25 protein-coding genes are annotated in these 25606 nt (G+C 48.6%); 21 read left to right on the top strand and 4 right to left on the bottom strand.

Going from position 1 to position 25606, the window contains the following annotated elements; genetic code table 11:
- Positions 1–5: 5 nt before the first annotated feature.
- The gene (locus B5E53_RS00735) at positions 6–1409 is read right to left on the bottom strand and encodes a PLP-dependent aminotransferase family protein (protein WP_087312199.1); all 1404 of its coding nucleotides are present in this window, start codon (positions 1407–1409) and stop codon (positions 6–8) included.
- Positions 1410–1588: 179 nt separating this feature from the next.
- Here B5E53_RS00735 and B5E53_RS00740 point away from each other — a divergent pair, with 179 nt between their 5' ends.
- A complete protein-coding gene (locus B5E53_RS00740) occupies positions 1589–2260 on the top strand; it encodes an NUDIX hydrolase (protein ID WP_242963462.1) in 672 nt (223 codons plus the stop codon).
- Between the two features lie 27 nt (positions 2261–2287).
- Here the strand turns inward: B5E53_RS00740 and B5E53_RS00745 are convergent, their stop codons facing one another.
- Positions 2288–3352: an SH3 domain-containing C40 family peptidase gene (locus B5E53_RS00745; RefSeq protein ID WP_162611729.1), complete on the bottom strand. Its 1065-nt coding sequence runs from the start codon at positions 3350–3352 to the stop codon at positions 2288–2290.
- Positions 3353–3591: 239 nt separating this feature from the next.
- Here B5E53_RS00745 and B5E53_RS00750 point away from each other — a divergent pair, with 239 nt between their 5' ends.
- The 4 genes from B5E53_RS00750 (at position 3592) to B5E53_RS00770 (ending at position 6985) form a co-directional block, all read left to right on the top strand.
- Entirely contained in the window at positions 3592–4665 is a 1074-nt protein-coding gene (locus tag B5E53_RS00750; RefSeq protein WP_162611730.1) for a fibronectin type III domain-containing protein, read from the top strand.
- 150 nt (positions 4666–4815) lie between these two features.
- On the top strand, positions 4816–5472 hold the full coding sequence (gene eutL / locus B5E53_RS00755; protein ID WP_087311779.1) for an ethanolamine utilization microcompartment protein EutL: 657 nt from the start codon (positions 4816–4818) through the stop codon (positions 5470–5472).
- Entirely contained in the window at positions 5469–6122 is a 654-nt protein-coding gene (gene eutL, locus B5E53_RS00760; RefSeq protein ID WP_087311781.1) for an ethanolamine utilization microcompartment protein EutL, read from the top strand. The genes eutL (B5E53_RS00755) and eutL (B5E53_RS00760) overlap by 4 nt, the downstream gene beginning before the upstream one ends.
- Positions 6123–6487: 365 nt before the next feature.
- Positions 6488–6985 (top strand): CarD family transcriptional regulator, encoded by a 498-nt coding sequence (locus B5E53_RS00770; RefSeq protein ID WP_087311785.1) that lies wholly within the window; start codon positions 6488–6490, stop codon positions 6983–6985.
- A 403-nt stretch (positions 6986–7388) separates the two neighbouring features.
- On the opposite strand, the gene B5E53_RS18805 is transcribed toward B5E53_RS00770, so the two are convergent.
- Positions 7389–7799 carry a hypothetical protein gene (locus tag B5E53_RS18805; protein WP_140401416.1) on the bottom strand — a complete coding sequence of 137 codons (411 nt, stop codon included), beginning with the start codon at positions 7797–7799 and terminating at the stop codon, positions 7389–7391.
- On the opposite strand from B5E53_RS18805, the gene aspS reads away from it, so the two are divergent.
- The 9 genes from aspS (at position 7783) to B5E53_RS00810 (ending at position 14543) form a co-directional block, all read left to right on the top strand.
- Entirely contained in the window at positions 7783–9534 is a 1752-nt protein-coding gene (gene aspS, locus B5E53_RS00775; protein WP_087311787.1) for an aspartate--tRNA ligase, read from the top strand. The two genes, B5E53_RS18805 and aspS, sit on opposite strands and share 17 nt — an antisense overlap.
- A 245-nt stretch (positions 9535–9779) precedes the next feature.
- Positions 9780–10880: a glycoside hydrolase family 25 protein gene (locus B5E53_RS00780; RefSeq protein ID WP_087311789.1), complete on the top strand. Its 1101-nt coding sequence runs from the start codon at positions 9780–9782 to the stop codon at positions 10878–10880.
- Between the two features lie 30 nt (positions 10881–10910).
- Positions 10911–11204, top strand: a complete 294-nt coding sequence (locus B5E53_RS00785; protein WP_087311791.1) for a hypothetical protein — start codon at positions 10911–10913, stop codon at positions 11202–11204.
- A complete protein-coding gene (locus tag B5E53_RS00790; protein WP_087311793.1) occupies positions 11197–11724 on the top strand; it encodes a EutP/PduV family microcompartment system protein in 528 nt (175 codons plus the stop codon). Before B5E53_RS00785 ends, B5E53_RS00790 begins: the two co-directional genes overlap by 8 nt.
- Before the next feature lie 54 nt (positions 11725–11778).
- Positions 11779–12582 (top strand): hypothetical protein, encoded by an 804-nt coding sequence (locus B5E53_RS00795; protein WP_140401417.1) that lies wholly within the window; start codon positions 11779–11781, stop codon positions 12580–12582.
- A gap of 93 nt (positions 12583–12675) precedes the next feature.
- Positions 12676–12858, top strand: a complete 183-nt coding sequence (locus B5E53_RS00800) for a hypothetical protein (RefSeq protein ID WP_087311797.1) — start codon at positions 12676–12678, stop codon at positions 12856–12858.
- Positions 12859–12894: 36 nt separating this feature from the next.
- A complete protein-coding gene (locus tag B5E53_RS00805; RefSeq protein WP_087311799.1) occupies positions 12895–13614 on the top strand; it encodes a DUF975 family protein in 720 nt (239 codons plus the stop codon).
- A gap of 133 nt (positions 13615–13747) precedes the next feature.
- Positions 13748–13894, top strand: coding sequence for a hypothetical protein (locus B5E53_RS19015; RefSeq protein ID WP_162611731.1), 147 nt, complete (start codon positions 13748–13750; stop codon positions 13892–13894).
- A gap of 16 nt (positions 13895–13910) precedes the next feature.
- Positions 13911–14543 carry a hypothetical protein gene (locus tag B5E53_RS00810; protein WP_087311801.1) on the top strand — a complete coding sequence of 211 codons (633 nt, stop codon included), beginning with the start codon at positions 13911–13913 and terminating at the stop codon, positions 14541–14543.
- Between the two features lie 215 nt (positions 14544–14758).
- Here the strand turns inward: B5E53_RS00810 and aroE are convergent, their stop codons facing one another.
- Positions 14759–15628 carry a shikimate dehydrogenase gene (aroE, locus tag B5E53_RS00820; protein ID WP_087311805.1) on the bottom strand — a complete coding sequence of 290 codons (870 nt, stop codon included), beginning with the start codon at positions 15626–15628 and terminating at the stop codon, positions 14759–14761.
- Positions 15629–15849: 221 nt separating this feature from the next.
- Here aroE and B5E53_RS00825 point away from each other — a divergent pair, with 221 nt between their 5' ends.
- From B5E53_RS00825 to ilvC, 7 genes are all read left to right on the top strand, one after another.
- Positions 15850–16668: a hypothetical protein gene (locus B5E53_RS00825; protein WP_087311807.1), complete on the top strand. Its 819-nt coding sequence runs from the start codon at positions 15850–15852 to the stop codon at positions 16666–16668.
- Positions 16669–16754: 86 nt separating this feature from the next.
- Positions 16755–18776, top strand: coding sequence for a bifunctional homocysteine S-methyltransferase/methylenetetrahydrofolate reductase (locus B5E53_RS00830; RefSeq protein WP_087311809.1), 2022 nt, complete (start codon positions 16755–16757; stop codon positions 18774–18776).
- Positions 18777–18822: 46 nt separating this feature from the next.
- Positions 18823–21375 carry a homocysteine S-methyltransferase family protein gene (locus tag B5E53_RS00835; protein WP_087311811.1) on the top strand — a complete coding sequence of 851 codons (2553 nt, stop codon included), beginning with the start codon at positions 18823–18825 and terminating at the stop codon, positions 21373–21375.
- 115 nt (positions 21376–21490) lie between these two features.
- On the top strand, positions 21491–22402 hold the full coding sequence (locus B5E53_RS00840; protein ID WP_087311813.1) for a glycosyltransferase family 2 protein: 912 nt from the start codon (positions 21491–21493) through the stop codon (positions 22400–22402).
- A 102-nt stretch (positions 22403–22504) separates the two neighbouring features.
- Entirely contained in the window at positions 22505–23638 is a 1134-nt protein-coding gene (locus B5E53_RS00845) for an LCP family protein (protein WP_162611732.1), read from the top strand.
- Positions 23639–23662: 24 nt separating this feature from the next.
- Positions 23663–24157, top strand: a complete 495-nt coding sequence (gene ilvN, locus B5E53_RS00850) for an acetolactate synthase small subunit (RefSeq protein ID WP_087311817.1) — start codon at positions 23663–23665, stop codon at positions 24155–24157.
- 228 nt (positions 24158–24385) lie between these two features.
- On the top strand, positions 24386–25405 hold the full coding sequence (ilvC, locus tag B5E53_RS00855; protein ID WP_087311819.1) for a ketol-acid reductoisomerase: 1020 nt from the start codon (positions 24386–24388) through the stop codon (positions 25403–25405).
- Positions 25406–25606 lie beyond the last annotated feature (201 nt).

Genomic DNA, 25606 nt, shown 5'->3' on the forward strand with positions numbered 1-25606 from the left:
GATTTTTATTGATCCTCCAGACATTCATATAAAAGTCTCACCGCTTCGGAAATGTGGTCCGTCTCCAGATAGGAGTAATTGATAATGAAAATATGTTCCACATTTTCCGGAGGCTGGTGATAGTACTGAGACAGGCAGGTCAGGCGCAGTCCCCGGGCCAGCGCCCGTTCCATGATGACTGAGTCAGAAATATTTGTATCAACCCGCATGAGAAAATGAAGGCCGGCGTCCTCCTCCGTGATGGTGACAAGGGAGGAGAGCGGGCTTTTTTTGATGGCCGATAAAAGACAGTCCCGTTTCTTGTGATAGGCGTTGCGCATCCGGTTGATATGTTTCTCAAAAAATCCCTCCCGGATAAAGCGCATCAGGGCGTACTGTTCGAAGTTGGACACGGTACAGGAATAGAAACTCATCTTCCTGAGGAAACGGGCGGCCAGGGAAGGCGGCAGCACCATGTAACTGATACGCAGGGTGGAAGAAAGACTCTTGGAAAACGTGTTGATGTAGATGACTTTTTCCATGATATCAATGCTCTGGAGCGCGGGAATCGGCCGTCCGGTCATCCGGAATTCACTGTCGTAATCGTCCTCAATGATGTAACGGGAGTCGGATTTTGCCGCCCAGCTGAGAAGTTCGTAGCGCCGGCTCACCGGCGTGATGATTCCTGTGGGGAAATGGTGAGAAGGAGAAATATGCACCACATCGGCGCCGCTTTCTTCCAGCCGGTCAATACGTATACCCTGGGTATCCATGTCAATAAACCGATAGTCCACCTGATAGCTGTCGTAAATCTGCGCGATTTTCTCGTAGCCCGGATTTTCGATGGCATATATTTTGTCAAATCCCAGGAATTGTACCAGGAGACCATAAAGGTACTCGGTTCCGGCACCTACAAAAATCTGTTCCGGCTCAACGTGGATATCCCGGAATTGGCGCAGATAACCGGCAATGGCTTCCCGGAGCTCGCGGATGCCCCCGCAGGGGGATTTGGTCATAAGTTCCGTGTTTCTTTCCTGCATGGTTTCCCGGATCAGTTTGGCCCAGACAGAAAAGGGAAAATGTTCCGGCCGGGTCTGGTTGCTGGAAAAGTCTGCAAAAAACTGCGGCCGGTTTTCCGGCGGGGCAGCCGGTGCCTCAGAGAAGGCCGGCCGGGCCATGAGTTCCGGTGAGAAATCTGCAACGTAATATCCTTTTTTTGCAACAGAATAGATGTAACCTTCTGATAAAAGCTGGGCGTAGGCATTTTCCACGGTGATGGGGCTGACGCCCAGATTTTTGGCAAAGCTGCGCTTGGAGGGCAGTTTTGCTCCGGCGCGGAGCGTTCCGTTGACAATATCATTTTTGATACATTTATATAAATGTTCATAAAGAGGCGTTGTTCCGATATCATGAAATGAATAGGTAAGCATGGCGGTACTCCAATCTGTCTGTGCCGGTACGGACGCCATGTCCGCCGCCGGCGTGTCAAAATAAGTAATACCCTGATTATACCTGTTCTGTAAAAAAATTCAATGGGACAGGAAGTGCTTTTTCGAAGGTTTTATGATATGATACACACAGGAAAAATGCATAATAAAATAAAGATGCCATGGCAGAATTTGGAGGATTTATGAAAAAAGAACAGATTAAAAAGCTATATGATTCAAAGTTTATGAAAATGTATGACCTGCAATATAAGGAAGGCAAGCATTATTACTGTGCCAGCCGGAGAGAAGAAGACCGTCTGCAGGCGGTGCTGCCCAAAGAGAAGTACGGGAGTCTGCCGCCGGACGGCGTCAGCTGCGTGGTGGTTCTCCGGGTGAAAGGAGAGGAGCCGAAGCTGCTTCTCAACTGGGAGTACCGTTATCCGGCAGGACAGTATCTTTTGAGTGTGCCGGCGGGGCTTGTGGAGGCGGAAGCCTGGAACAGCACCGAGGAAGCCATAAAAAATACGGCCGTCCGGGAGCTGAAAGAAGAAACAGGTATTGCCGTGGGGGAAAAGGATGAGGTCAGCATCATCAATCCTTTTGTTTTTTCCTCGCCGGGAATGACCGATGAGGCCAACGCGCTGGTATACATGTCCATCAACCGCGATACCATGCCGGAACTGTCTCAGAGTGGAGCGGAAGGCTCGGAGAAGTTTGAAGGATGCCGGCTGGTGAGTCTGGCAGAAGCCAGAAAATATCTGGTGGACGGCAAAGATGAACACGGCATCTATTATCCGGTGTATACCTGGGCGGCACTCATGTTTTTTGTCACCTGTGAGTTTCTGAAATTGTAGATGCAGCGGCAGGCCAGCCTGTTTTGCTTACTGCCCGGCGTCATAGCAGTAGGCAGCAGCGTTGCATCCGTATTCCCAGTAGGAGCTGTCACTGCCGTAAGAGGAGATTTTTACAGTTCCCGCTTTCTGGGAAGCATGGAGCACCTGTCCGTTGCCCAGATAGATGCCGGTGTGATGTTCGCCGGAAAGATGATACAGAAGATCGCCCGGCGCGGCGTCAGTGATCTGACTGACAGAGTAAAAATAATGATCCATGGTGTCAGCCTGGGTGTAAGTCGTGTCGCCGATGGAGACGCCGGCGGCATGCTGGAAGGCGTCGCGGACGAGGCTGGAACAGTCGGCGTAGCCGTCGCTGTCCCGGAATTCCTGGCTGTAAGTGTCTCCCAGCCTGCCTTCGGCGTAGGAGATGGCGGCGGAGCGGAAGGATTCGATGCAGTCCTCCCGGGAAAGTACGGTACTCTGCGATCCGGAGTCGGAGTTCTCCGGTTTATTATCGCCCAGATAGATGGAATATACATAACCTTCCTGTCCGTTTTCCCGGCGGATACGGCTCCAGTTTCCGTCCACAGACAACACCGAAACCGGTTCATTTACTGCAAGGACCGCCAGAACTTTGCAATGGCTGTTGGATTTTTTGCGCAGATTTACTTCTGTACTGTTGATGCAGGAGTCTCCTGACGCAGACGAAGAACGATCTGAAGGACTGTCTGACTCTGAAACAGAGCTGTCCGAAGGGGATCCGGAATCTGAAGTGTTTCCGGAAAGATAACTGTTATAAATGTAGCCCTGGACTCCGTCGATATTGACGGCGATCCAGTTGCCGGTCTGTCCGGTCCTGGTGACTTCTGTGCCTGCCGGCACCGCAAAATAAATGGAAGAATCCGAAGAAGGACCGCTTCTTACATTGACGCCGTCCGTGGTGAACAGCTGATCAGCTGACACAGCGGAGGGAAGAAGACAGAGAGAAAGAAAACAGACGGACAGCGCTCGGCTGATATGTCTGCGGGCGAATCGGCACCTTGGCGCACGGCGTTTCCGGTGATAGCGCGGCGCTTCGGGTGCGGAATGGGTGGGTGCTGTTTCATAATTCATACGTATCACTCTCCTGTTGTTTTTGTCCGGCCAGTACGTCATTTTACTGGCGTTTCCTGTGCAGTGTTGTCATAGATATTTATACTATAGCACGGGTTTTTGGTAAAAACCAGCATATTTGAACAAATAACATGTTTTTATTTGTGAAAAAAAGAAAAAGAAGAGGAAGATCTTCCACATAAGAAAGGATTTTATAGTATAGAATGAAAAAAGAATGGTATCAGAAAAGGAAAAAAAGAATGGTTTTATGGGCTGCGATTTTTGTGGCGGGTATTTTCTGGCTGGGATTTTCCGGAAAAACCTGCCGGGCAGCGGCGTTGTCGGCGCCGGAAGGGCTGCTTGCCAGCGGAGTGAATGATTCAGTGGTTCTTTCCTGGGAACCGGTGAAGGGCGCCGATGGGTATGAAGTGTATGAAAAAGCCGATGGTCAGGACAGCTGGACCATGGTGAAAGCCACTGCCAAAAAGAAGGCCATACTTTCAGACAGAAAAAGCGGGACCAGGTACATTTACCGGGTCAGAGCTTATAAAGTGAAAAAAACGAAAATCAAATACGGAGTTTACAGCAAAAAAAGCGATACCACGGTACCTGTACAGGCGACCACAACCCTGCGGAATTTCCTGAAAGTTTCTCTGGCTCCGGTGGGATCCACCATGTACATCTGGGGAGGCGGATGGAACAAAGCGGATAACGGCGCCGGAAAGGATGCTCTGCGTATCGGCCTGAATCCTCAGTGGAGGACTTTTGCCTCAAAACAGAGAGCTTCCTATAATTACCGCAATTACCGGTATAAAAGGGGATACGGGCTGGACTGTTCAGGTTTTGTGGGCTGGACGGTTTACAACTCTCTGCATACTTCCAGGGGAAAAGAGGGAGAGGGCTATGTGGATAAGGCGAAAAATCTGGCAAAAAATTATGCGGAAAATGGATGGGGAACTTTCCGGAAAGCGTCCGCTGTCAAAGACTATAAGGCCGGAGATATTATGTCCGGTTCCGGTCATGTCTATATTGTGATCGGTTCCTGTGCGGATGGCAGTGTGGTGCTCGTTCATTCCAGCCCTGCCGGTGTGCAGCTTTCCGGCACAGAGGCGCCGTCCGGAAAGAAGAATTCTAAAGCGGTGAAGCTGGCGGATAAATATATGAAAAAATATTTTCCATCCTGGCACCGCCGTTTTCCGGACAACGCCAGAGGTGCTTCCTATCTGCATTACAGTCGGTTCCGCTGGGATGTCAGCGGCAGTGCGGTCATGGAAGATCCGGATCATTACAGGGATCAGTCAGCAAAAGAAGTTCTGAAAGATCTGTTTTCCTGAAAGAGGATTGCATTTGAAGAGAGAGGCTTTCCCTGAGAAAGCAGCTGTGGTATACTATCAGTAATCTTGCCGGCCTGCGCGTAAATATGTCGTCGCTGCCGCGGGCAGGCAGAAAAGAGCGGAAGTTTTCTGCAAAAATCAGGAGGAGAAATGAAACGAAGAGTGCAGTCGCAGGTGACTATGCAGAAGGTGGTTCCCAATGTCACGGATGCCTACCGGGCGCTGTGGGATATCCCGGAGGATCACGGGAGCGTTGGCTTTATTGCCTGTGATAATGAAGATGTAATGTGGCTCGCCCTGGACGACGCCACCAAGAAAGCCAAAATAGAGATTGTCCACGCAGAGACCGTGTATGGCGGCGTGGACTATTCCTGGAGCAGATACGGCGGAGAGATCACCGCTGTTCTCTCCGGAGAGAATGTCTCTGATGTGCAGAGCGGTATCCGCTACGTGAAGGATTATATTGAGAACCGGTCTGCCTGTTATATGCTGGACGAGGAAGGAACCCTTGGTTATTACGCCGACTGGATACCGAGGGCCGGACGCTTTTATCAGAAGAAACTGGGGATACCGGAAGGAATGTCTCTTGCTTATCTGGTCAGTACCCCGGTGGAGAGCACTTATGCGCTGGATAAAGCGCTGAAGGCCAGCGATACGAAAGTATCGGAACTGTTCCGCCCGCCGACCAGAGTCAACACCGGCGGGGGTGTTCTTACAGGGACGGAGTCAGCCTGCCGGGCGGCGGTGCAGGCTTTTGCCGAGGCAGTAGAATACTGTGCATTTCATCCAATGGAGGTAGAAAGATGAAAGTAATCAGAATGCAGACCAAAATGCTCAGCCAGAAGATCATTGCGAATGTATCGGATGAATTTGCCAGAGTGTACCAGCTGCCGGAAGGGCATCAGAGTGTGGGCTTTTTCTCGGTGGACAACGATGACGCCGGGTATCTGGCTGTGGATGACGCCACCAAAAAGGCGGATATCAAAGTGATTCATGCGGAGACCTTCTATGGAGGTTCCACCTGTTCCTGGAGCCGGTACGGCGGCAGCGTTTTTGTTATGTTTTCCGGTCCGAAGGTGGCGGATGTGAAGAGTGGTCTTGCTTACGTCAAAGATTTCATTGATAACCGGACGGAGCTCTGTAATTTTGACGGGGACAGAGGAACGGCCTTTTATGCCCAGTGTGTGCCTCGTTCCGGGAAGTTTTTTAAAGATTTTTGCGGTATCGAGGAGGGAACGGCTTACGCCTATCTGGTGGGAGGCCCCATCGAGACCAATTACGCTTTGGACAAAGCCTTAAAAGCCGGAGAGACCCGGATTGCCAGATACTGGTATCCGCCGTCTCACGCGAACTCCAGTGGAGCGGTCCTTGCGGGAACAGAATCCGCCTGCCGGGCGGCAGCCAGAGCTTTTGTGGATGGCCTTCAGCATGCCATCGCACATCCGCTGGAGATTTAACTTTATATTCAGACTATAGAAAGAACTGTCAGACGAAATGTTTTCGCCGGGCGGTTCTTTTTCATATAAATCCCATATCCAGATCTACAGAGGAAAAGTCTTTTGAAAAATCAGGAATAAATCCAGAAAAAAATGGAAAAATAAAAATAGAACGTCTTGTGCCGGGATAAAGTAATAGTGTGACAGAAACAAAATCTGATATATCTTATGGGAAAAATATACAAAAAAACTAAAAAAATAAATTATAAAGTGGATAAAAGGTAAAAAATAAAAAAAATCTTGCAAAAACACGAAAAAAACTGATAAATTATATATAAAGGCAATAAATAACTGCATTTTGTTCATGAGAAAGAGGGCTGATAGAAATGTTTGAAAAAGGTGAATATATTATTTACGGCAGCAACGGCGTTTGTGAAGTCCAGGACTATATGAATGCAGCAGGAGAAGGGGACAACAGAATTTATTATGTTTTGGCGCCGATGCGTTCCAAGGGAAGCACGATTTTTTCACCTGTAGACAACCAGAAAGTTTTTATGCGTAAAGTCATGACGAAAGAAGAAGCCAGAGAGCTGCTGAGGGGCATTCCGGAGTATGAAGATATGGAAATCCGGGATTCCAGAACACAGGAACAGCAATATAAAGAAATTTTGCAAAGTGGGAATTCCACAGAATCGCTCCGGCTTTTGAAAGCATTGTATGAGCGGAAAAGAAAAAGAGAAGCGGCTGGCCGGAGGATTACGGCGGTGGACGAGAAGTACCTGTTTCTGGCAAAAGATTGTCTGCTCAATGAGCTGTCCATTGCGCTGGATATGGATGTGGAGGATGTGGACAAGATTCTGGCAGATAAAATCAGAGAAGAATGACAACGATATGACATTTTCGGCGGTATTATGTTCCGGAAGAAGGGAAAATCACGGCTGAAAGAAGAATTGTTCGAAAATTTTGAAAGAAATGCAAAGAAAAACTGCAGAAATTTAAAAAAATAAGTCTGGACAATTAAAAAAAATTATGATATGATAGTCACGATAATTTGATAAAGCAATGCGATGACAAAGAGAAGTAGCGCAGATTATCGCTCCCAGTGAGCGGAGGACAGTGGGAACTCCGCAGAATGAATCCGCGTGAATAACACTTTACCAGCAGCAATCTGAAAGCAGAGGAATCCGTCTTCTGTCAGTAGGTGCGCCGTAGCTGTGCGATAAACAGCAGCAGTGAAATTTGAGTGACTGCAGCAACGGGGCTGCGGTAATTCGGGTGGTACCACGGTCATATTCCGTCCTGAACGTTTAGTTCAGGGCGGTTTTTTTGTTTTTCTGCCAAGCCATGCACAGAAATCACGGCAGCTGCATGAAGAAAGCTTGCTTTCGAAAAGCAGTGATGTGATTTCTGTATAGGGCGCGCAGCGACATCGAGAAGAAGCGGAGCGGATTCGAGATGGATGGCGAAGGCAGAAAAACAAGGGCAAGCCAGGAAGAAAGAAGCAGCTGCATGAAGAAAGCCTGCTTTCGGAAAGCAGTGACGTGATTTCTGTATAAGGCGCGCAGCGACATCGAGAAGAAGCGGAGCGGATTCGAGATGATGGCGAAGGCAGAAAAACAAAGGCAAGCCAGGAAGAAAGAAGCAGCTGCATGAAGAAAGCCCCGGAAAGAAAGGAGAAAATATGAGTACATCAAACATTTACAGAGACGTTACTTTAGATAAAATCAGTGAGCAGGATGTGGGAAAGACCCTGCGGGCCGCCGGATGGGTGGAAAATATCCGCGACCACGGCGGCGTGTCTTTTATTGATCTGAGAGATATGTACGGCGTGCTCCAGGTGGTTATGAGAGATACCTCTCTTCTTGAAGGAATTAATAAAGAAGACTGCATTTCAGTGGAAGGTGTCATGGAGCACCGGGATGAGGAGACTTATAATCCAAAGATTCCGACGGGAACCATTGAACTGGAAGCACATAAAGTGGATATGCTGGGAAAGGTATATAAACCGCTGCCATTTGAGATTGTGACTTCAAAGGAAAATCATGAAAATACCCGTCTGAAATACCGCTATCTGGATCTCAGAAACCGGAAAGTCAAAGACAATATGATCTTCCGTTCCAAAGTTATCAGTTATCTGCGTGAGAAGATGACGGAGATGGGATTCCTGGAGATCCAGACTCCGATTCTGTGCGCTTCCTCTCCGGAGGGGGCCAGAGATTACATTGTGCCGTCCCGGAAGTTTAAAGGTAAATTTTACGCACTGCCGCAGGCACCACAGCAGTATAAGCAGCTGCTCATGGTTTCTGGCTTTGATAAATATTTCCAGATCGCCCCTTGCTTCCGTGATGAGGACGCGAGAGCGGACCGGTCGCCGGGAGAGTTCTATCAGCTGGATTTTGAGATGAGTTTTGCCACACAGGAAGATGTGTTCCGTGTGGGAGAAGAGGTGCTGGCGGACACATTTAAGAAGTTTGCGCCGGAAGGGTATGCGGTGACAGAGGCGCCGTTTCCGGTGATCAGCTACGCCGAGGCCATGCTTTCGTTTGGTACGGATAAACCGGATCTTCGTAATCCTCTCCGCATCATCGACGTGACAGAATTCTTCCAGCGGTGCAGTTTTAAGCCGTTCCACGGTCAGACTGTACGTGCCATCAAGGTGTCTGAGAAAATGTCCAAAGGTTTCCATGAAAAACTGCTGAAGTTCGCGCAGTCCATCGGAATGGGAGGACTCGGTTATCTGGAAGTGCTGGAAGACGGCAGCTATAAGGGACCAATTGATAAATTTATACCGGAAGATATAAAAAAAGAGATGGCCGAGCTGGGCGGCCTGGTGCCGGGAGATACCATTTTCTTTATCGCGGACAAAGAGAAACAGGCATCCCTCTATGCCGGACAGATCCGGACGGAACTTGGAGAACGGCTGGATCTTCTGGAAAAGAACGCATACCGTTTCTGTTATATCAATGACTTCCCGATGTATGAATACGATGAAGAGCAGAAGAAAATCATCTTCACCCACAACCCGTTTTCCATGCCGCAGGGCGGCCTGGAAGCGCTCAACACAAAGAATCCGCTGGATATTCTGGCATATCAGTATGATATTGTCTGCAACGGTGTGGAATTATCCTCCGGAGCTGTGCGGAACCATAATCTGGATATTATGGTCAAAGCCTTTGAGATTGCCGGCTATACGGAAGAAGATCTGCAGACCAAATTCGGAGCACTGTACAATGCGTTCCAGTACGGAGCCCCGCCGCATGCGGGTATGGCGCCGGGCGTGGACCGCATGATCATGCTTCTTCGCAACGAAGAAAATATCCGCGAGGTCATCCCGTTCCCGATGAACGGAAACGCGCAGGATGTCATGTGCGGAGCGCCAAACGAAGTGTCCGAGATGCAGCTTCGTGAGGTACACATCAAGATCAGAAAATAGTCCGGAATACATTTTTAGATTTTAAAAGATATTATGTTAAAATGCATTATAGTTAAAATGCATTATAATAGGAAGGGAGTCATCCGGAACCGGGGCTCCCTTCCGGTATTGTGTAAAGATAAAATATCGGCAGCCATGCAAAAATGCAATCCAACCTCTCCATTGACAAGGAGCCTTTTCATGGGTAGAATATAAAAAGAAATTTACAGATTCTGAGAATGGTATAGAAAGTTGGGAGGAATATTATGCAGAATGGCGTTTTAAAGAAAATCGGTATATCCTTCATGCTGCTTCTGGCGGCATTTTTTTACCTGCATACCGGAGTGCAGGCAGGAGAGAAAGGTGATCAGGCAGACAGCTTCCGGTATGGAAAGAGCGCTCTGGAGGAATCCGGTCTGTCATTTGGTCTTCTGAATGCCGGCGCATGGACCAGATCCGGCAACGCTTATTACAGCAGCAACGGAAAAGTGATCAACGGGGCTTACGCCAGAGGAATTGATGTCAGCGGCAATAATGGGGCCATTGACTGGAATGCGGTGAAGGCCGACGGTGTGGATTTCGCCATTATCCGCTGTGGTTACGGTATGAATCAGACCAATCAGGACGATCCCCAGTGGCTTGCAAATGTGACGGGCTGTGAGGCGGCTGGTATTCCGTATGGCGTATACATTTATTCCTATGCTGACTCGGTCAGCCGGGCGGTCAGCGAAGCGGATCATGTTCTGCGTCTCATCAACGGACGAAGGCTTGCCTATCCGGTCTATTTTGATATGGAGGATCAGTCCATTTTCAGTACGACAACTGCAAAGCAGCGCAGCCAGATTGCGAAGGCTTTCTGCCAGAGAATCGAGGCGGCCGGATATGAAGCTGCCATATACGCCAGCAATTATTCTTTTACCAATGAACTTCCGGAAAAGACTTTCAATAAATGGGGCAGATGGGTGGCCCATTACAGTGCCAAATGCGGCTACAAAGGTACATATCAGATGTGGCAGGCCACCAATCAGGGCCGTGTGGCCGGCGTTCAGGGTCCGGTGGATATCAATTTTCTGATCTCCGATCAGATTTTTGTAAAACCGACCGTTAAAGTGACCACAGCCGGAAAGAAAAAAGTGAAAGTATCCTGGAAGCCGAAGAAAAAAGGCAGCACTGTTCAGATTTATTATTCCAGATCCAAAAAAGGAAAGTATAAATTGCTGACAAAGAATGCCAAAAAAGGTTCTGCGAAGATTAAGAAGCTTAAGTCCGGAAAGAAATATTATTTTAAAGTGCGGCTCAGCCGCCAGCTGAACGGAGTGACTGTCTGTTCCAGGTATTCAAAGACAGTGTCCGTGCGAGTTCGATAAAATATTTATAAATGACAGGAGGCAATCATTGTGGACAATGAGAAGAATAAAATAAATCAGGAAGATGCCGCTGCCGCCAGCCCGGGAGGGAATGTGGCGGGCATTATCAAGCAGCTGATGGGCATCGATTCTATGTTTCAGGATTTTATAGATGCGGAGACAGAAGGCATGATCATATGCGAGAACTGCTACGATAACGTATTTGATGATGATGAAAATATATGCACCTGGGAGGAAGACGGGATCGAGCATAAGTTCTGCTGTAAAGAATGCATGGAAGAGTGGAAAGAATGGAAAGAACGGGAGACGGTGCCTCATGCGTAAGATCATGTTCATCGGCCGCAGTGAAGCCGGAAAGACAACCTTATCCCAGGCAATGAAAGGTGACACCATCACCTATCACAAGACACAGTATGTCAATCATTATGATGCGATCATTGATACACCGGGGGAATATCTTCAGTCCAAGAACCTGATTTCCGCGCTGGCGGTCTTTACAGCGGAGGCTGATGTCATCGGACTGCTGATGGATGCCACAGAGCCGTTTTCTCTCTATTCCCCGAATCTGACACCGGTCTGCAACCGGGAAGTTGTCGGAGTCGTGACAAAGATCGACCACTGGGCAGCTCAGCCGGAACAGGCGGCGGCGTGGCTGACTCTGGCGGGCTGCCATAAGATTTTTTACACCAGCGCCTATACCGGAGAAGGAATTGCCGATATCCTCTCTTATCTGAAAGAAGAGAGAGATGTACTTCCATGGGAGGAGGTAAAGGCACAGTACGATGAGCTGGGCTTCGGAAAAGGCGAGAATGAAAAAGATGAGAGCCGCCATCAGATCATATAACATGTAAAGAGGACTATTCGAAACGGGTGAAGAAAAGAGAAGATGTCTGGGTATGTGAAGAAATTTATCAAAAGAATATGTATTATTTTTTGTGTGTCCTTTGCCGGAATGTTTGCGCTGCTCTGCTTTTTTGTAAGTATCCGGGGACGCAATCCTTTTAAGGAGCCCGATTATGATGCGGAGCTTACGTCCGACACAGAGGACATGACACAGCAGCGGGACAGCTCAGAAAATGTGGATGATACCACAGAGGAAGAGCAATTGAGCGAAGGAGAGAAGCTGGCACAGGAGTGGGGACTTCGTATTTCATCCAGGGAGAAGATGGACTTCCACCGGGTGCTGCTGGAGGATGATTACCGGCAGTTTAACGGGCATGACGCCAATGAAAATCTTGATGAGAGTTTCTCTTTTGCCTACCCGAAGAATCTGTATTGTTCGGTGGAAGCGGAGGCGGATGAGGATGCCGGAAAGTACAGCGTTTCTTTTCGGGGAAAAGATAACAGCGCGCTGCTTTCTTACAGTCAGGAGAGGCATGGCGAGGATGAGGAAGAGACTCCGATGGAAGAAATGTACAGGGAAGATATGGAATCTCTCACAGATGCCGAAACTCTGCTTTATCTGGATACCGTTTATGTGGTGACGGGCTATGAAGAGAACAAAAGTCTGGAAATTTATAAAGTAGTCAAAGTAGATGAAGAGAATCTTTATACCATGGTCATCAAGACGCCGGTGCCGGAAAAAGAAGACGCCCGCACCCTGCTTTCTTTCTATACAGAATATCTGTATCGCTCCTGCGGATTCTCCGGAAGCACCAAAGAACCCCGCTCTTATGTGGAGTTCCTGCGCGGTGATGAGTGATAGGGAATAAAACAGTAGATTATTCGTAAAAAATGCATTATAATAATAACGGTAACTGAGCGATCAATGAGGATAAAATGGGAGGTAGTAGAAATGAGAGGTTACGAAGCAGCAAAACTTTTAAAAGAAAAAGGAATTACCATTGACGATGTCAATGCGGAGATTGCATACCGGAAAGAAACCAACGCATTCAGCAATCAGCCGCAGAACGAGGCATTTATGAATATGACCCTGAATGAAGTGATGCGGGTAAAAGAAATGTGGAACATCGATTAGGTCAATGGATTCCGTACTGACAGCAGGAGGAAATCTATGAAGTTGACATCAGCGGAATACAAGGAGATTGCAAGAGATGCTCTGAAGGGAAACTGGGGAAGGGCCATCGGGGCCATGCTCATAGCAGCCTGCCTGAGCGCGTTCTTTACCTCCTTGTATTTCATCAGCCACTTTATGTTTATAATGAGTGTTGCCATCCGGATTTTTGAGAATCTTCCGCATTATTTTCTGATGCTGGTGGGAATCGGAATCGTGCTGGCGGTATTCTTCTTTTTTGCGGGAGGTCCGGCACGGTTTGGCTATATTGATTTTAACCTGGCCCTTCTGGACCGAAGAGAGGCAGTGCCGTCCATGGTGCTTGGCCGGTTCTCACTGATATGGAAGGGAATGTACATGAAGATCGCCCTGTTTTTCTATGAGCTGTTCTTTACCATTCTCCTTATTATCCCTGGAATCGTCACCATGTACGCCTATGCCATGGTTCCGTACATTCTGGAGGAGAAAAAGGATTATACCGTGGGGAAGGCCATGAAGATGTCCAGAAAGATCATGCGGGGACATAAATGGGAGCTGTTCTGTCTGCGATTCAGTTTCCTTGGATGGTATATCTTAAGTCTTTTGACCTTTGGACTGGCATTATTTTATGTTCTGCCGTACATGAATACTGCGGAGGCCGTCTTTTATAACGAGATTTCCGGCAGAGCGGACGCCTTTTACGGAAGAGAATCTCTGAAAGAGGCAGAGCCGGAAGTTTAAATAGCAGCAGGAGGAAAAGAGGAGCAATCCTCTTTTTTGTTTACGATAAATTTTGAAACAGGGTAAAGTGGTATTGTCCCATAAATCAATCTTGGCCAGGATTTTAAAATGAACGGTTTCAGAGGTTGCGGACATGGATGTTGATGAGATAAGTGCATCTATTGAGGAAAGTACGCAGTCGGGGGAGATTCCGGTGCTGGAAACGCCGGAAAGGATTACAGGAGATAATACGGAATCCGTATCTGTGAACGAAAGTACTAGAAAGTACTATCTATTATGATATTCGTTTCTATATTGTGATAGATGATAAAGATAAATTAAAGATTTTATTTGATGTGGAAGCACAGAAAGATTTTTATCCGGGATATAAGATTGTGACAAGGGGTATCGTATACTGTGCCAGAATGATTTCTTCTCAGATTAATCAGGAATTTACTCTGGAACATTATGATGACGTGAAGAAAGTGTATTCCATCTGGATTTGTTTTAATCCACCGACATATATAGGCAACGCCATCAGCCGGTATTCCATGAAAAAAGACGATTTAATTCCGGGGATTCCCGATGAAAAGAATGCATATGATAAACTGGAAGTGATTCAGATTTGTCTTCGGGAAGATATGGATGAGAAAGACGATGCGTTGATCCGGATGCTCAATACTTTGTTTTCTTCCCGGAAGTCAAAAGAGGAGATCAAAAGAGAACTTTCAGAACAATATGGCATTGCCATGGACGACGGCTATGGAAGGGAGGTAGATAAGATGTGTAACTTATCCGATATGTTTGAGGAACGTGGCATTACTAAAGTGGCAATCAATCTGATCAAGATGGGAAAGGACAATGCATTTATTATGGAGGCCACGGCGCTTCCCGAGGAAACCATTGAGCAGCTGCGGGAGACCCTGAAAGTACCGGTCGGACAGAAATAATGAGATGGGGCGGTTGCGGCGGCAGAGAAGAAATGTGCCGCTGATGTGCTGCGGACAGAGAATTTTGTATTGCGGAATTGCGATTTGTAAAAGGGTAATATACAGGACAGATGTCTTGCATATTACCTCTTTTTTTATAAAAAGTTGGAATTTAGTCCTGGCAGTAGCGCCGGGAACCTGCAAAAATATGACGGCCACATGATACCGGGAAATGTTCACTCCGAGAAATATTTCTCTTTGATCCGTTCCACCGGCATCTCCTGTCCGGTCCACAGCTCAAAGGCGGCTGCGCCCTGGTAGAGCAGCATGTAAAGACCGTTAAAGAACGGGCAGCCGGTTTCTTCCGCCATGGCAAGGAGCTTTGTCTGCCGTGGGTTGTAGATAACGTCGGAGACGATGAGATCCGGGCGAAGGAAAGAACTGTCCGGAATCGGGCAGGCGTCGGTGTGGGGAGCCATCCCTAAGCTGGTGCCGTTGGTGAGGATATCGCTTTCTTCGATGGATTCGCGGAGCGTTTTGGCGTCTTCCAGGGGAAGGACGCTTACTTTACAGTCAGTCCGTTCGTTTAACTGCCCGGCAATGTGTAAGAGGCGGTCGAAGGAAGGGCTTTTCCGGTTGAAAACGCGGATCTCTTTCATGCCGTCTAAAGCCGCCTGAACGAGGATGGCAGTGGCGGCGCCGCCTCCGCCAAGGAGCGTCATCACCTTGCCTGGCAGGGGAAAGCCGGCTTCCGCCGCCGCGCGCATGTAGCCGGTGCCGTCGGTGGTGTAACCGGTCAGTACGCCGCCGTCGTTGACCACAGTGTTGACGGCTCCGCTGATCTCCGAGGCCGGGGAGAGTTTATCGCAAAGTTCGCACATCAGATTTTTGTCCGGCATGGTCAGGTTCCAGCCTCTGGCGCCCATGGCGCGCAGACCCTCCACGGCTTCTTTCAGGCGGTCGGTGCCCACGTCGAAACAAAGATATGCGTAGTCAAGACCGAGAGCCTGGAAACTTTCGTTATGCATGAGGGGAGAGAGACTGTGGGCCACCGGACTTCCCAGGAGGCCGATGAGCACAGTCGTTCCCGTGATTTTTTCTGCCATTGTTGATACCTCCTGTATGTTACTGTCTATTGCACTACTATAACCCGGAAGAGGAAAAAAAGTCAATGGGAGAAAAATCACTGCTGCTGATCACTGTGTGAACAGTAACGAATCACTGCCATGAATTTCACCGGGAGAAAAAACATACTTGAAACGCAGGTTCCATTTTGTTAGAATGTAGGAAATGTGGTAACAGTTTAGCAGCGGGTTTCCGAGATGCCATGACTGGACTGTTACAGAAATGCATGAAGAACCGGGCGGCCGGGCACGGCATCAGACTGTGGCCGGGAAGGACCTGGTATCGAAGAAGAAAGGTTGGAACGATGAGTATGGAGATTTTAGGAAAGACGCTGTCAGAAAAGGCAGAGAAGCTGTACAATGAGATCACCGGAGAGTTGATTTATCCTGTGAATATTCTCAAGATGGACCCGGAGAATACAGAGGACTGCAGTCATCCGGTGGCCATGGACACAGGAAAGAAAGAGTTTATCGTCAAGGTGGACAGCGGACTGGAAGACTATCTGTTTGAGAATGCGCTGGTGAGGGATTTGATCTACTGCCAGCAGATGAGTAATCAGGCGCCGTCTCTCACACCGGTATCCGATAAAGATATTGATGCCTACCAGACGGCCATGATGATCAGTTCTGTGATCATGGATATTGATGTGGAGAATAAGTTAAAGGCTAACGATATGCATATTGACGATATTGACACCATGCGTCTGAGCGATCTGTTTGCCTTCTTAAAGGCTGGTATGTCTGACTATAACAGAAAGTTATATCATATCCTGGTGGGACTGCAGATTACCCTTCTGTTGTTTACCACTTCCAAGAAGGAGAATGTACAGCAGATCATAGAGACCTTTTATCTGTCTGACAAAGAAGCCATGGATATGATTGATAAGTTTGTGGATATCATCGACAAATACGGTGTGGATGACAATCGTTCCATGATGCGCTGCATGAGAAAGCTTGGTTTGGCCTGTGATATGAAGGGTCGGCTGAATCTGGAGTACGAAGGAAAGATCACCGCGTTATAATTGCTGTGAGCCTGCATACCGGTTTCTCGGACAACGGATGTCCGGAATGGCTATGCAGGTTTTTTCTGTAGAAAGGATATCAGACTATGAAGATCAGAGACTATTTAAAAGAACATATCCTGCTGACAGACGGCGCCATGGGTACATATTTTGATGAGAAGACGGAGGGACAGTTTCTCTGCTCGGAAGAAGCCAATCTTTTCCAGCCGGATATAATCAGAGAGATCCATCAATCCTATATAGAAGCAGGCGCGGTCCTCATACGCAGCAATACATTTTCTGCCAACAGGAAGACTTATGAGGACATCATGAAAAAGCACGGGATGCCGGCGGATGATGCCGGTTTTGTGAGATTTGTTCAGGCTGGTTATGCGATTGCCAAAGAAACGGCCGCAGAGGCGGCGAAGCAGGGCCGGACAGTTTTTGCAGCGGCAGATATCGGGCCCGTCTATGAGGACAGCGAGAGCAGTGAGGCAGAGATGCAAAAAGAATACAGAGAGATCATTGATGCATTTCTGGAAGCCGGAGCGGATCTTTTTGTACTGGAAACATTTCCGGATACCCGGTATGTGCTTTTCATGGCGGAATATATCCGGCAAAGACGGCCGGATGCCTTTATCATCGGGCAGTTTTCGTTCGTGCCGACGGGATATGGACGGACCGGTTTCCATTATAAAACAGTTCTCAAAAAGGCGGTCGGCAGCGGATTGTTAGACGGGGCAGGCCTTAACTGCGGCATCGGCGCCGCTCATATGGAGAGGTTCCTGCGTTCCTGGCTGGAGGAATCCGGCATGCCAAAACAGGTGGTGCTGACGGCGCTGCCTAACTGTGGCTATCCTCAGATCGTGCGGGGACATGCGGTGTATTCAGACAGTGTATCCTATTTTGGGGAAAAGGCGGAGAATCTGGCAAAGCTGGGCGTTGGAATCCTTGGAGGCTGCTGCGGGACTACGCCGGAATATATCCGTGAGATCGCTGTGAGACTGCAGGGCAGCGGACGGAAAAAATATCCGCGGATCCGTCTGACGACCGGGAAACAGATAAGACAAACGGTGACAGAGGGTAATGAAATCATGAATCGCCGGGGCGGGAAGGAAGCGTCCGGAGCCGGCGTGTCTGCCGGACAGAAAGCGGAGGAAGCGAAAACAGCCGGAAACAGCCGGGATGCAGGAGAGCGGCTGCGTCATAATACTTTCTGTCAGAAGCTTGCAAAAGGCGAGCCGGTCATTGCCGTGGAACTGGACCCGCCTTTTGACGCGCAGATGGAGAAACTGATGAACGGGGCCCACGCCCTGGCAGATACGCCTGCGGATATCATTACCATTGCGGATTCTCCGCTGGCGCGTTCCCGGGCGGATGCGCTGCTGACCGCGGTAAAGATTCAGCAGGAAACTGGAATTCCGGTCATGCCGCATCTTGCCTGCCGGGACAGAAACCGCATCGCCATCCGAAGTGGTATTCTCGGCGCCTATGTCAATGACGTCCGGAATATGCTCATTGTGACAGGAGACCCGGTGGGACGGGAAGAACGGGAGTTTACCAAAAGTGTGTTTGATTTCAATTCCATTAAACTGATGGAATTCCTGCAGAGTCTCAATGAAGAACTGTTTGCGGATGCCCCGCTCTGCTATGGAGGCGCTTTGAATCAGAACGGGGCCAGAGCGGATAAGATCGCTGAGCGGATGAAGCGGAAAATGGACGCCGGCTGTCAGTTTTTCCTGACCCAGCCGGTCTACTCGGAGGAGGAGATCGATAGGCTCGCCTTTTTGCAGCGGGAAACCGGGGCAAAGATTCTCATTGGCATCATGCCGCTGGTCAGCTACCGGAATGCGCTTTTTATCAAAAATGAGATGCCGGGCATCCATGTGCCCGATGAAGTGCTTGCGCGCTACAGTCCGGAAGGCAGCCGGGAAGAATGGGAGCAGACGGCTCTCACCATTTCCGGTCAGGTGATATCCATGGGAAAAGATGTGGGAGCCGGATACTATTTTATGACGCCGTTTCACAGAGTATCGTTGATTCAGCGGATTATGGAAAACTGTCTGCCGGGCAGCGGGGGAGCGGCCGGTGTGCGGGCAGCAGAAGAGAGTGAAATGTGCGGGCAGTAAAAAAGAATGAAAGAAAAGATGGAAGAAAAGAAACTGAGGTGACAGTATGACAAGAGAAGAATTGTATCAGAGACTGGAGAATGGTCCCCTCATTCTGGACGGGGCCACAGGCTCCAATCTGCAGAAAGCGGGAATGCCTACCGGCGTCTGCCCGGAACTGTGGATCATGGAACACGAGGATGTGCTTGTAAAGCTGCAGAAATCCTATGTGGAAGCCGGAACGGATATCCTCTATGCGCCGACGTTTTCCGGCAATCGGGAGAAGCTGAAAGAATATGGTCTTCAGGACCGGACGGAGGAGATCAATAAGACGCTGGTGCGGATCAGCAAAAAAGCGGCCGGCAGCCGGGCGCTGGTGGCCGGCGATATGACTATGACCGGCGTGGCACTGGAGCCGGTGGGCCCGATGCCCCTGGAAACGCTTATAGATATTTACAAGGAACAGGCGCAGTATCTCTATGAGGCTGGTGTGGATCTGTTTGTGGTGGAGACTATGATGAGCCTGGCGGAAACCCGGGCGGCAGTCATTGCCATCAAAGAAACCTGTGATCTGCCGGTAATGGCGTCCATGACTTTCCAGGAAGACGGAAGGACTCTCTACGGAACGGATCCGGTGACGGCAGTGGTGGTACTCCAGAGTATCGGTGCGGACGTCATTGGCGTCAATTGTTCCACGGGACCGGCACAGATGCTTCCGGTGGTCCGTCAGATGAAAGAATATGCGGAAGTCCCGATCCTGGTGAAACCCAACGCGGGACTGCCGGAGCTGGTGGACGGGGAGACTATTTATCCTATGGAAGCGGAGGAGTTTGCCTCTTACGGTCCGGCCTTTATGGAAGCTGGCGCCGGAATCCTCGGCGGCTGCTGCGGTACCACACCGGAGCATATTAAACGGCTGGCAGAAGCAGTGAAAAGTCTTACAGTCCTGCCGCCTGAGAATCATCATCCGGCCATGCTGGCATCCGAGAGAAAGAGTCAGGAAGTCCTTCTGAATGGTAATTTCCTCATCATAGGAGAGCGGATCAATCCGACAGGAAAGAAAAAACTGCAGCAGGAACTCCGGGAAGGAAAACTCCGCATGGTGGAGGAAATGGCGGAAGAACAGGAAGAGATGGGTGCGCATATCCTGGATATCAATATGGGTACTAACGGTATTGATGAGAAGGAAATGATGCTGAAAGCCATCCGGAAAGTGACGATGGTCACGGATCTTCCTCTGTGTATTGATACCAGTTACGTGGAAGTCATGGAAGCGGCGCTGCGCGCCTACCCGGGCCGGGCGCTGGTCAATTCCATTTCCATGGAAAAGGAAAAAATTGAAAAGCTTCTTCCTCTGGTAAAAAAATACGGCGCCATGTTTATCCTGCTTCCGCTTTCTGACAAAGGCCTGCCGGAGAGTCTGGAGGAGAAAAAGACGCTGATCCATCAGGTCCTTGAGAAGGCAGAGGCCTGTGGTGTTGACCGGAATCGTATTATTGTGGATGGCCTTGTCACTACCATTGGCGCCAATAAGAAGGCGGCTTTGGAGACATTGGAGACCATTCGCTACTGTAAGGAAAAACTGGGACTCTGTACCACCGTGGGACTGTCCAACATTTCTTTTGGTCTTCCGGAACGGGCCTATGTCAACGGAGCGTTTGCGGCTATGGCTATTCAAAATGGTCTGACCATGGCCATTGCCAACCCGTCCAACGGCCTTTTGATGGGGCTTGCCTATGCTTCTGATCTGCTTCAGAATAAACCACAGGCGGACATTACTTATATTGAACAGGTAAAACGGATAAAAGAAAAGCAGACCGCCGGAGGCAGTCAAAGTGGAGCGTTCCATGCCGGAAATACCGGCAGCGCGGCCGGAAAAGCGGAAGCCGGGAATACCGGAGAGGGAACATCAGGTACAGCTATAGCGGGAAGCACAGCAAAAGAAAGCGGCAGTCAGCGGGAAAACAACGGCGGAGCAGAGCCAGCAGCGGTGAAACAGACGCCGGTATTTGAGGCGGTGTTAAAAGGAAATACCGAGGAGATCGTGGACCGGGTCAAAGATGCGCTGGAACGGGGCGCGGCGCCGAAGGATATTCTCGACCATATGCTGATCCCGGCGATTAACGAGGTTGGACGGCTCTTTGACATACAGACGTATTTTCTGCCGCAGCTCATTGCTAGTGCCAATACCATGAAGGAAGGGATCGGATATCTGGAGCCGCTTCTGCAGGAAGAGAATGACGGGGAAGAAAAACCGGTGATCGTCATTGCCACGGTAGAAGGAGATATTCATGATATCGGAAAGAATCTGGTGGCGCTGATGTTAAAAAATTATGGCTATCAGGTATATGATCTGGGCAAGGATGTGCCGGCGGACCGGATCATTGCGGCGGCTGAGGAACACGATGCCTCCATCATCGCTTTGTCAGCACTGATGACTACGACTATGATGCGGATGAAGGATACTATCGCGCTCAGAAATAAAAAGAACCTGAAAGCGAAAGTTATCATTGGTGGTGCGGTGACCACACAGAGTTTTGCCGAAGAAATCGGAGCGGACGGATATTCCAAAGACGCCGCAGAGGCGGTAAAACTGGTACAGTCTCTGCTGGGAGAATAAGAGAAAGCCCTGCCGGATATGGTGAGCGCAAAAAAACAGGGGAAGGCCCCGCCGGATACGGTCGGCCGCAGTTATGCCGGCAGCCGGTATAACCGCTTTACAAGGAGGACGGAACATGAAGATCGATGTAATTATTCCTACCTATAAGCCAGATGAAAAACTGGAGAAGAATCTTCGGATGCTTCGGCGGCAGACTCTGCAGCCGGACCGCATCCTTTTGATCAATACAGAAGAATCTCTGTTTCACAGCAAAGAGTTTGGTAAACTGCCCCAGGGAGAGATTGTTCATATAAAAAAATCGGAATTTGACCACGGCGGTACAAGAAACCGGGCAGCGGCCATGTGTGACGGAGATATCATCGTGCTGCTCACACAGGATGCCATACCTGCCGACGAGTATCTGCTGGAGAATCTTACAAAACCATTTGAGGACCCGGAGGTCTGTGCGGCATACGGGAGGCAGATGGCAGACTGGAAGGATAATCCGGTGGAAGCCTATACCCGGACCTTCAATTATCCGAAAGAGAGCCGGATCAAGTCAAAAGAAGATCTGCCGATACTGGGGATCAAGACATTTTTCTGTTCCAATGTCTGTGCGGCTTACAGAAAATCTGTCTATGACGCCATGGGAGGTTTTCCACTGCATACGATATTTAATGAAGACATGATTTTTGCGTCAAGGCTCATCGAGGCAGGTAAGAAGATTGCCTATGAAGCGGATGCGAAGGTGTGGCACTGGCATAATTACAGCGCTGTGGAACAACTGAAGCGGAATTTTGATCTGGCGGTCTCGCAGGTGGATTACGGAGGCCTGTTTACCTCTGTGAAATCAGAGTCCGAAGGAATCCGGCTGGTAAAGACAACACTTCTTTATTTTATAAAAAAAGGAAGGGCTGCACTGGTTCCGCATATCATCCTGCAGAGCGGGATGAAGTATCTGGGATATAAGCTGGGACAGAATTACAAACATCTGCCCCGGTGGCTGATTCTGAAAATTTCCTTAAATCCGTCTTACTGGAAAATGTAGAAAAACACTGAATTTTAAGAATTTTTATCTTGCAAACCCATAGAAAGTAGTATAATGTATAAAAAGAGTTTATCTAAATTATTCTATAGGAGGTTACAGAGTTTGGATAATCAACAGGAAAACATCTTGGAGAGTACAATAGACAAAGAAGACGGACAGGGCAAAAAGAGAAGACGTCGTGGCAGAAAGCGCAGAATTATCGCGCAGGTCATTGTCTGTCTTCTTCTTGTGGTGCTGTTTTCATTTTCTGCGCTGGGCGGAGCGGCAGCGGCCTATTATACAGCAGCCACCAATACCATTCAGACAGATACAGAGACAGCTCTGAGAGATGCTGATGTGGTGGAGACGGATCTGGTATATGATCAGGATGTGGTCAATATTCTTCTGATCGGCGCCGATAAGCGTGCTGATGAGACGGAGTCCGGCCGTTCTGATACGACCATGATCGCCACCGTGGATTTAAAGAACGGAAAACTGAAGCTCACTTCCCTGATGAGAGATATGTACATTGATGTGCCGGGATACGGATATCATAAGTTCAATGCGGCTTATTCCTACGGCGGCGTGCAGCTGGAATACGAGACCATTGCTGAGAACTTCGGCATTAAGCTTGACGGCTATGTGGAAGTGGATATGGAAGCGTTCCGTGAAGTGGTGGATCTTCTGGGAGGCGTACAGATGGATTTGACAGAGGCGGAAGCGTATTTCCTTCAGACTGCCTATGCCACATCCAAACACGGAGAGAAGAATGTCGTGGCAGGTTCCAATCTGCTGACACCATATCAGGCGCTGGCATACTGCCGTATCCGTCAGGATGTCTCCGGTGAGTTTGGACGTACCGACCGTCAGAGAAAAGTGTTGATGGCTATCTTTAATCAGTTAAAGAGCGAGAATATCATGACCATCACCAATATCTGCATGAAGGCGCTGAAGTATGTAAAGACAGATTTGACAGAACAGCAGATCCGCAGCCTGATGACTTCTGTTATCACCATGGGAACCACAGAGATCGAACAGCTTCGTATTCCGTATGAGGGATCTTATACAGAGGGACGTCTGGGCGGTACCGGAGCCTGGGTAATGCAGGTGGATTATGAAGCGAATAAGCAGGCGCTCCAGTATTTCATTTTCGGAACAGGAGAGGATCCGCAGATCAATGATGAATATGGTGTGGGTAATGACGACTTCATTAAAGGATATTATCCGGAGAAGACCGAGGGCATTTCCACATATTAATTTACATTTGAAGGAGTGAGAGGATTGAAACAGATAGTACTTTCTCTGCTGGTGGACAATAATCCGGGAGTACTCGCCCGGGTGGCATCTTTGTTCAGCCGCAGAGGATATAACATTGACAGTTTGTCTGCCGGCGTGACAGACAGTCCAAAATATACGAGGATCACAGTGGCCGTCAGCGGGGATGACCAGATTCTGGAACAGATCCGCAATCAGATCCAGAAACTGGAAGAAGTGCGCAAGATTATCGTACTTGATGATAAGGAATCCGTGTGCCGGGAGCTGGTGCTGGTCAAAGTCATGGCGGACAAAAAGGAGAAACAGGATATCATTGCCATTGCTGATGTATTCCGGGCAAAATTGGTGGATGTTTCCATGAATTCCGTAATGATAGAGCTCACGGGCAATCAGAGCAAGCTTGATGCATTTTTGAACCTGATGTCTGACTACGAAGTGCTTGAGATGGTCAGGACCGGACTTACGGGACTGGGAAGAGGAATGCGTGTTTTAAAACGATAAAAGATGGATTCCGTCACGGAAAGTTTGGAGAGGAATTCTTCATTTTTGCAGGATTAAGAGAGCGATTCTTCAAAACAGAAAAAGAAATCTCAAAAAATTAGCCAAGACAGCTTGATTTCTGATATAAAGAGGAGTATTATAACAGACGGGTTGTTTATCAAGCTAAAGTGTTAGCGTGATATGATGAATGGCTCGCAAATATTGTTTAAACATTTAGGAGGAATAACAATGGCAGCAAAGATTTTTTACCAGGAAGATTGTGATTTATCCTTATTGGATGGAAAAAAGATTGCGATTATCGGTTACGGCAGCCAGGGACATGCTCATGCACTTAACTTAAAAGAGTCTGGTTGTGATGTCATTATTGGTCTTTACGAAGGAAGTAAATCCTGGGCAAAGGCAGAAGCACAGGGATTCAAAGTTTATACAGCAGCAGAGGCTGCAAAACAGGCTGATATCATCATGATTCTGATCAATGATGAGAAACAGGCACAGCTTTACAAAGAGAGCATCGAGCCGAACCTGGAAGAGGGTAACATGCTGATGTTCGCTCATGGTTTCAACATTCACTTTGGATGCATCGTTCCACCGGCTAACGTGGACGTTACAATGATCGCTCCAAAGGCTCCAGGTCATACTGTTCGTTCCGAGTATCAGGCTGGAAAAGGTACTCCTTGTCTGGTAGCTGTTGAACAGGACTACACAGGAAAAGCACTGGAGATGGCTCTGGCATATGGTCAGGGTATCGGCGGAGCAAGAGCGGGTATTCTTGAGACTACATTCCGTACAGAGACAGAGACAGACCTCTTTGGTGAGCAGGCAGTACTTTGCGGTGGTGTATGTGCATTAATGCAGGCTGGTTTTGAGACACTGTGTGAAGCAGGTTATGATCCTCGTAACGCTTACTTCGAATGTATCCATGAGATGAAGCTGATCGTAGACCTGATTTATCAGTCCGGTTTCTCAGGAATGAGATACTCCATTTCCAACACAGCTGAGTATGGTGATTACATAACCGGACCTAAGATTGTCACAGAAGATACTAAGAAAGCTATGAAGAAGATCCTTTCCGATATCCAGGACGGAACATTTGCGAAAGACTTCTTATTAGATATGTCCAGCGCAGGCGGACAGGTTCACTTCAGAGCTATGAGAAAGCTTGCAGCTGAGCATCCATCAGAGAAAGTCGGAGAAGAGATCCGTAAGCTGTACAGCTGGAGCGACGAAGACAAACTGATCAACAACTAAGATTTCCGGTAGTTTTCAGATGATTCGGGAGAGACAGAAGAGAATGGCATCGTAAAGAGTCATCGGAAGATCAGTCATATAAGTCTTGCAGAATAAATGATATATAAAAGAGAGTTTTTCGTAAAGAAAAGCTCTCTTTTTTCTTTTACCGGAAAATATCGTCATGAGAAGGGCCCATGACCAAAAGAGTATGCGAGATTT

This window comes from Eubacterium sp. An11 (assembly GCF_002161065.1).
Lineage (GTDB): Bacteria > Bacillota > Clostridia > Lachnospirales > Lachnospiraceae > Anaerobutyricum > Anaerobutyricum faecale.

Excerpts from the sequence above, each read along its gene's own strand:
- B5E53_RS00735 (WP_087312199.1), bottom strand. The coding sequence starts at position 1,409 with ATGCTTACCTATTCATTTCATGATATCGGAACAACGCCTCTTTATGAA.
- B5E53_RS00740 (WP_242963462.1), top strand. The coding sequence starts at position 1,589 with ATGGCAGAATTTGGAGGATTTATGAAAAAAGAACAGATTAAAAAGCTA.
- B5E53_RS00745 (WP_162611729.1), bottom strand. The coding sequence starts at position 3,352 with ATGAATTATGAAACAGCACCCACCCATTCCGCACCCGAAGCGCCGCGC.
- B5E53_RS00750 (WP_162611730.1), top strand. The coding sequence starts at position 3,592 with ATGGTTTTATGGGCTGCGATTTTTGTGGCGGGTATTTTCTGGCTGGGA.
- eutL (WP_087311779.1), top strand. The coding sequence starts at position 4,816 with ATGAAACGAAGAGTGCAGTCGCAGGTGACTATGCAGAAGGTGGTTCCC.
- eutL (WP_087311781.1), top strand. The coding sequence starts at position 5,469 with ATGAAAGTAATCAGAATGCAGACCAAAATGCTCAGCCAGAAGATCATT.
- B5E53_RS00770 (WP_087311785.1), top strand. The coding sequence starts at position 6,488 with ATGTTTGAAAAAGGTGAATATATTATTTACGGCAGCAACGGCGTTTGT.
- aspS (WP_087311787.1), top strand. The coding sequence starts at position 7,783 with ATGAGTACATCAAACATTTACAGAGACGTTACTTTAGATAAAATCAGT.
- B5E53_RS18805 (WP_140401416.1), bottom strand. The coding sequence starts at position 7,799 with ATGTTTGATGTACTCATATTTTCTCCTTTCTTTCCGGGGCTTTCTTCA.
- B5E53_RS00780 (WP_087311789.1), top strand. The coding sequence starts at position 9,780 with ATGCAGAATGGCGTTTTAAAGAAAATCGGTATATCCTTCATGCTGCTT.
- B5E53_RS00790 (WP_087311793.1), top strand. The coding sequence starts at position 11,197 with ATGCGTAAGATCATGTTCATCGGCCGCAGTGAAGCCGGAAAGACAACC.
- B5E53_RS00800 (WP_087311797.1), top strand. The coding sequence starts at position 12,676 with ATGAGAGGTTACGAAGCAGCAAAACTTTTAAAAGAAAAAGGAATTACC.
- B5E53_RS00805 (WP_087311799.1), top strand. The coding sequence starts at position 12,895 with ATGAAGTTGACATCAGCGGAATACAAGGAGATTGCAAGAGATGCTCTG.
- B5E53_RS19015 (WP_162611731.1), top strand. The coding sequence starts at position 13,748 with ATGGATGTTGATGAGATAAGTGCATCTATTGAGGAAAGTACGCAGTCG.
- aroE (WP_087311805.1), bottom strand. The coding sequence starts at position 15,628 with ATGGCAGAAAAAATCACGGGAACGACTGTGCTCATCGGCCTCCTGGGA.
- B5E53_RS00825 (WP_087311807.1), top strand. The coding sequence starts at position 15,850 with ATGACTGGACTGTTACAGAAATGCATGAAGAACCGGGCGGCCGGGCAC.
- B5E53_RS00830 (WP_087311809.1), top strand. The coding sequence starts at position 16,755 with ATGAAGATCAGAGACTATTTAAAAGAACATATCCTGCTGACAGACGGC.
- B5E53_RS00835 (WP_087311811.1), top strand. The coding sequence starts at position 18,823 with ATGACAAGAGAAGAATTGTATCAGAGACTGGAGAATGGTCCCCTCATT.
- B5E53_RS00840 (WP_087311813.1), top strand. The coding sequence starts at position 21,491 with ATGAAGATCGATGTAATTATTCCTACCTATAAGCCAGATGAAAAACTG.
- ilvC (WP_087311819.1), top strand. The coding sequence starts at position 24,386 with ATGGCAGCAAAGATTTTTTACCAGGAAGATTGTGATTTATCCTTATTG.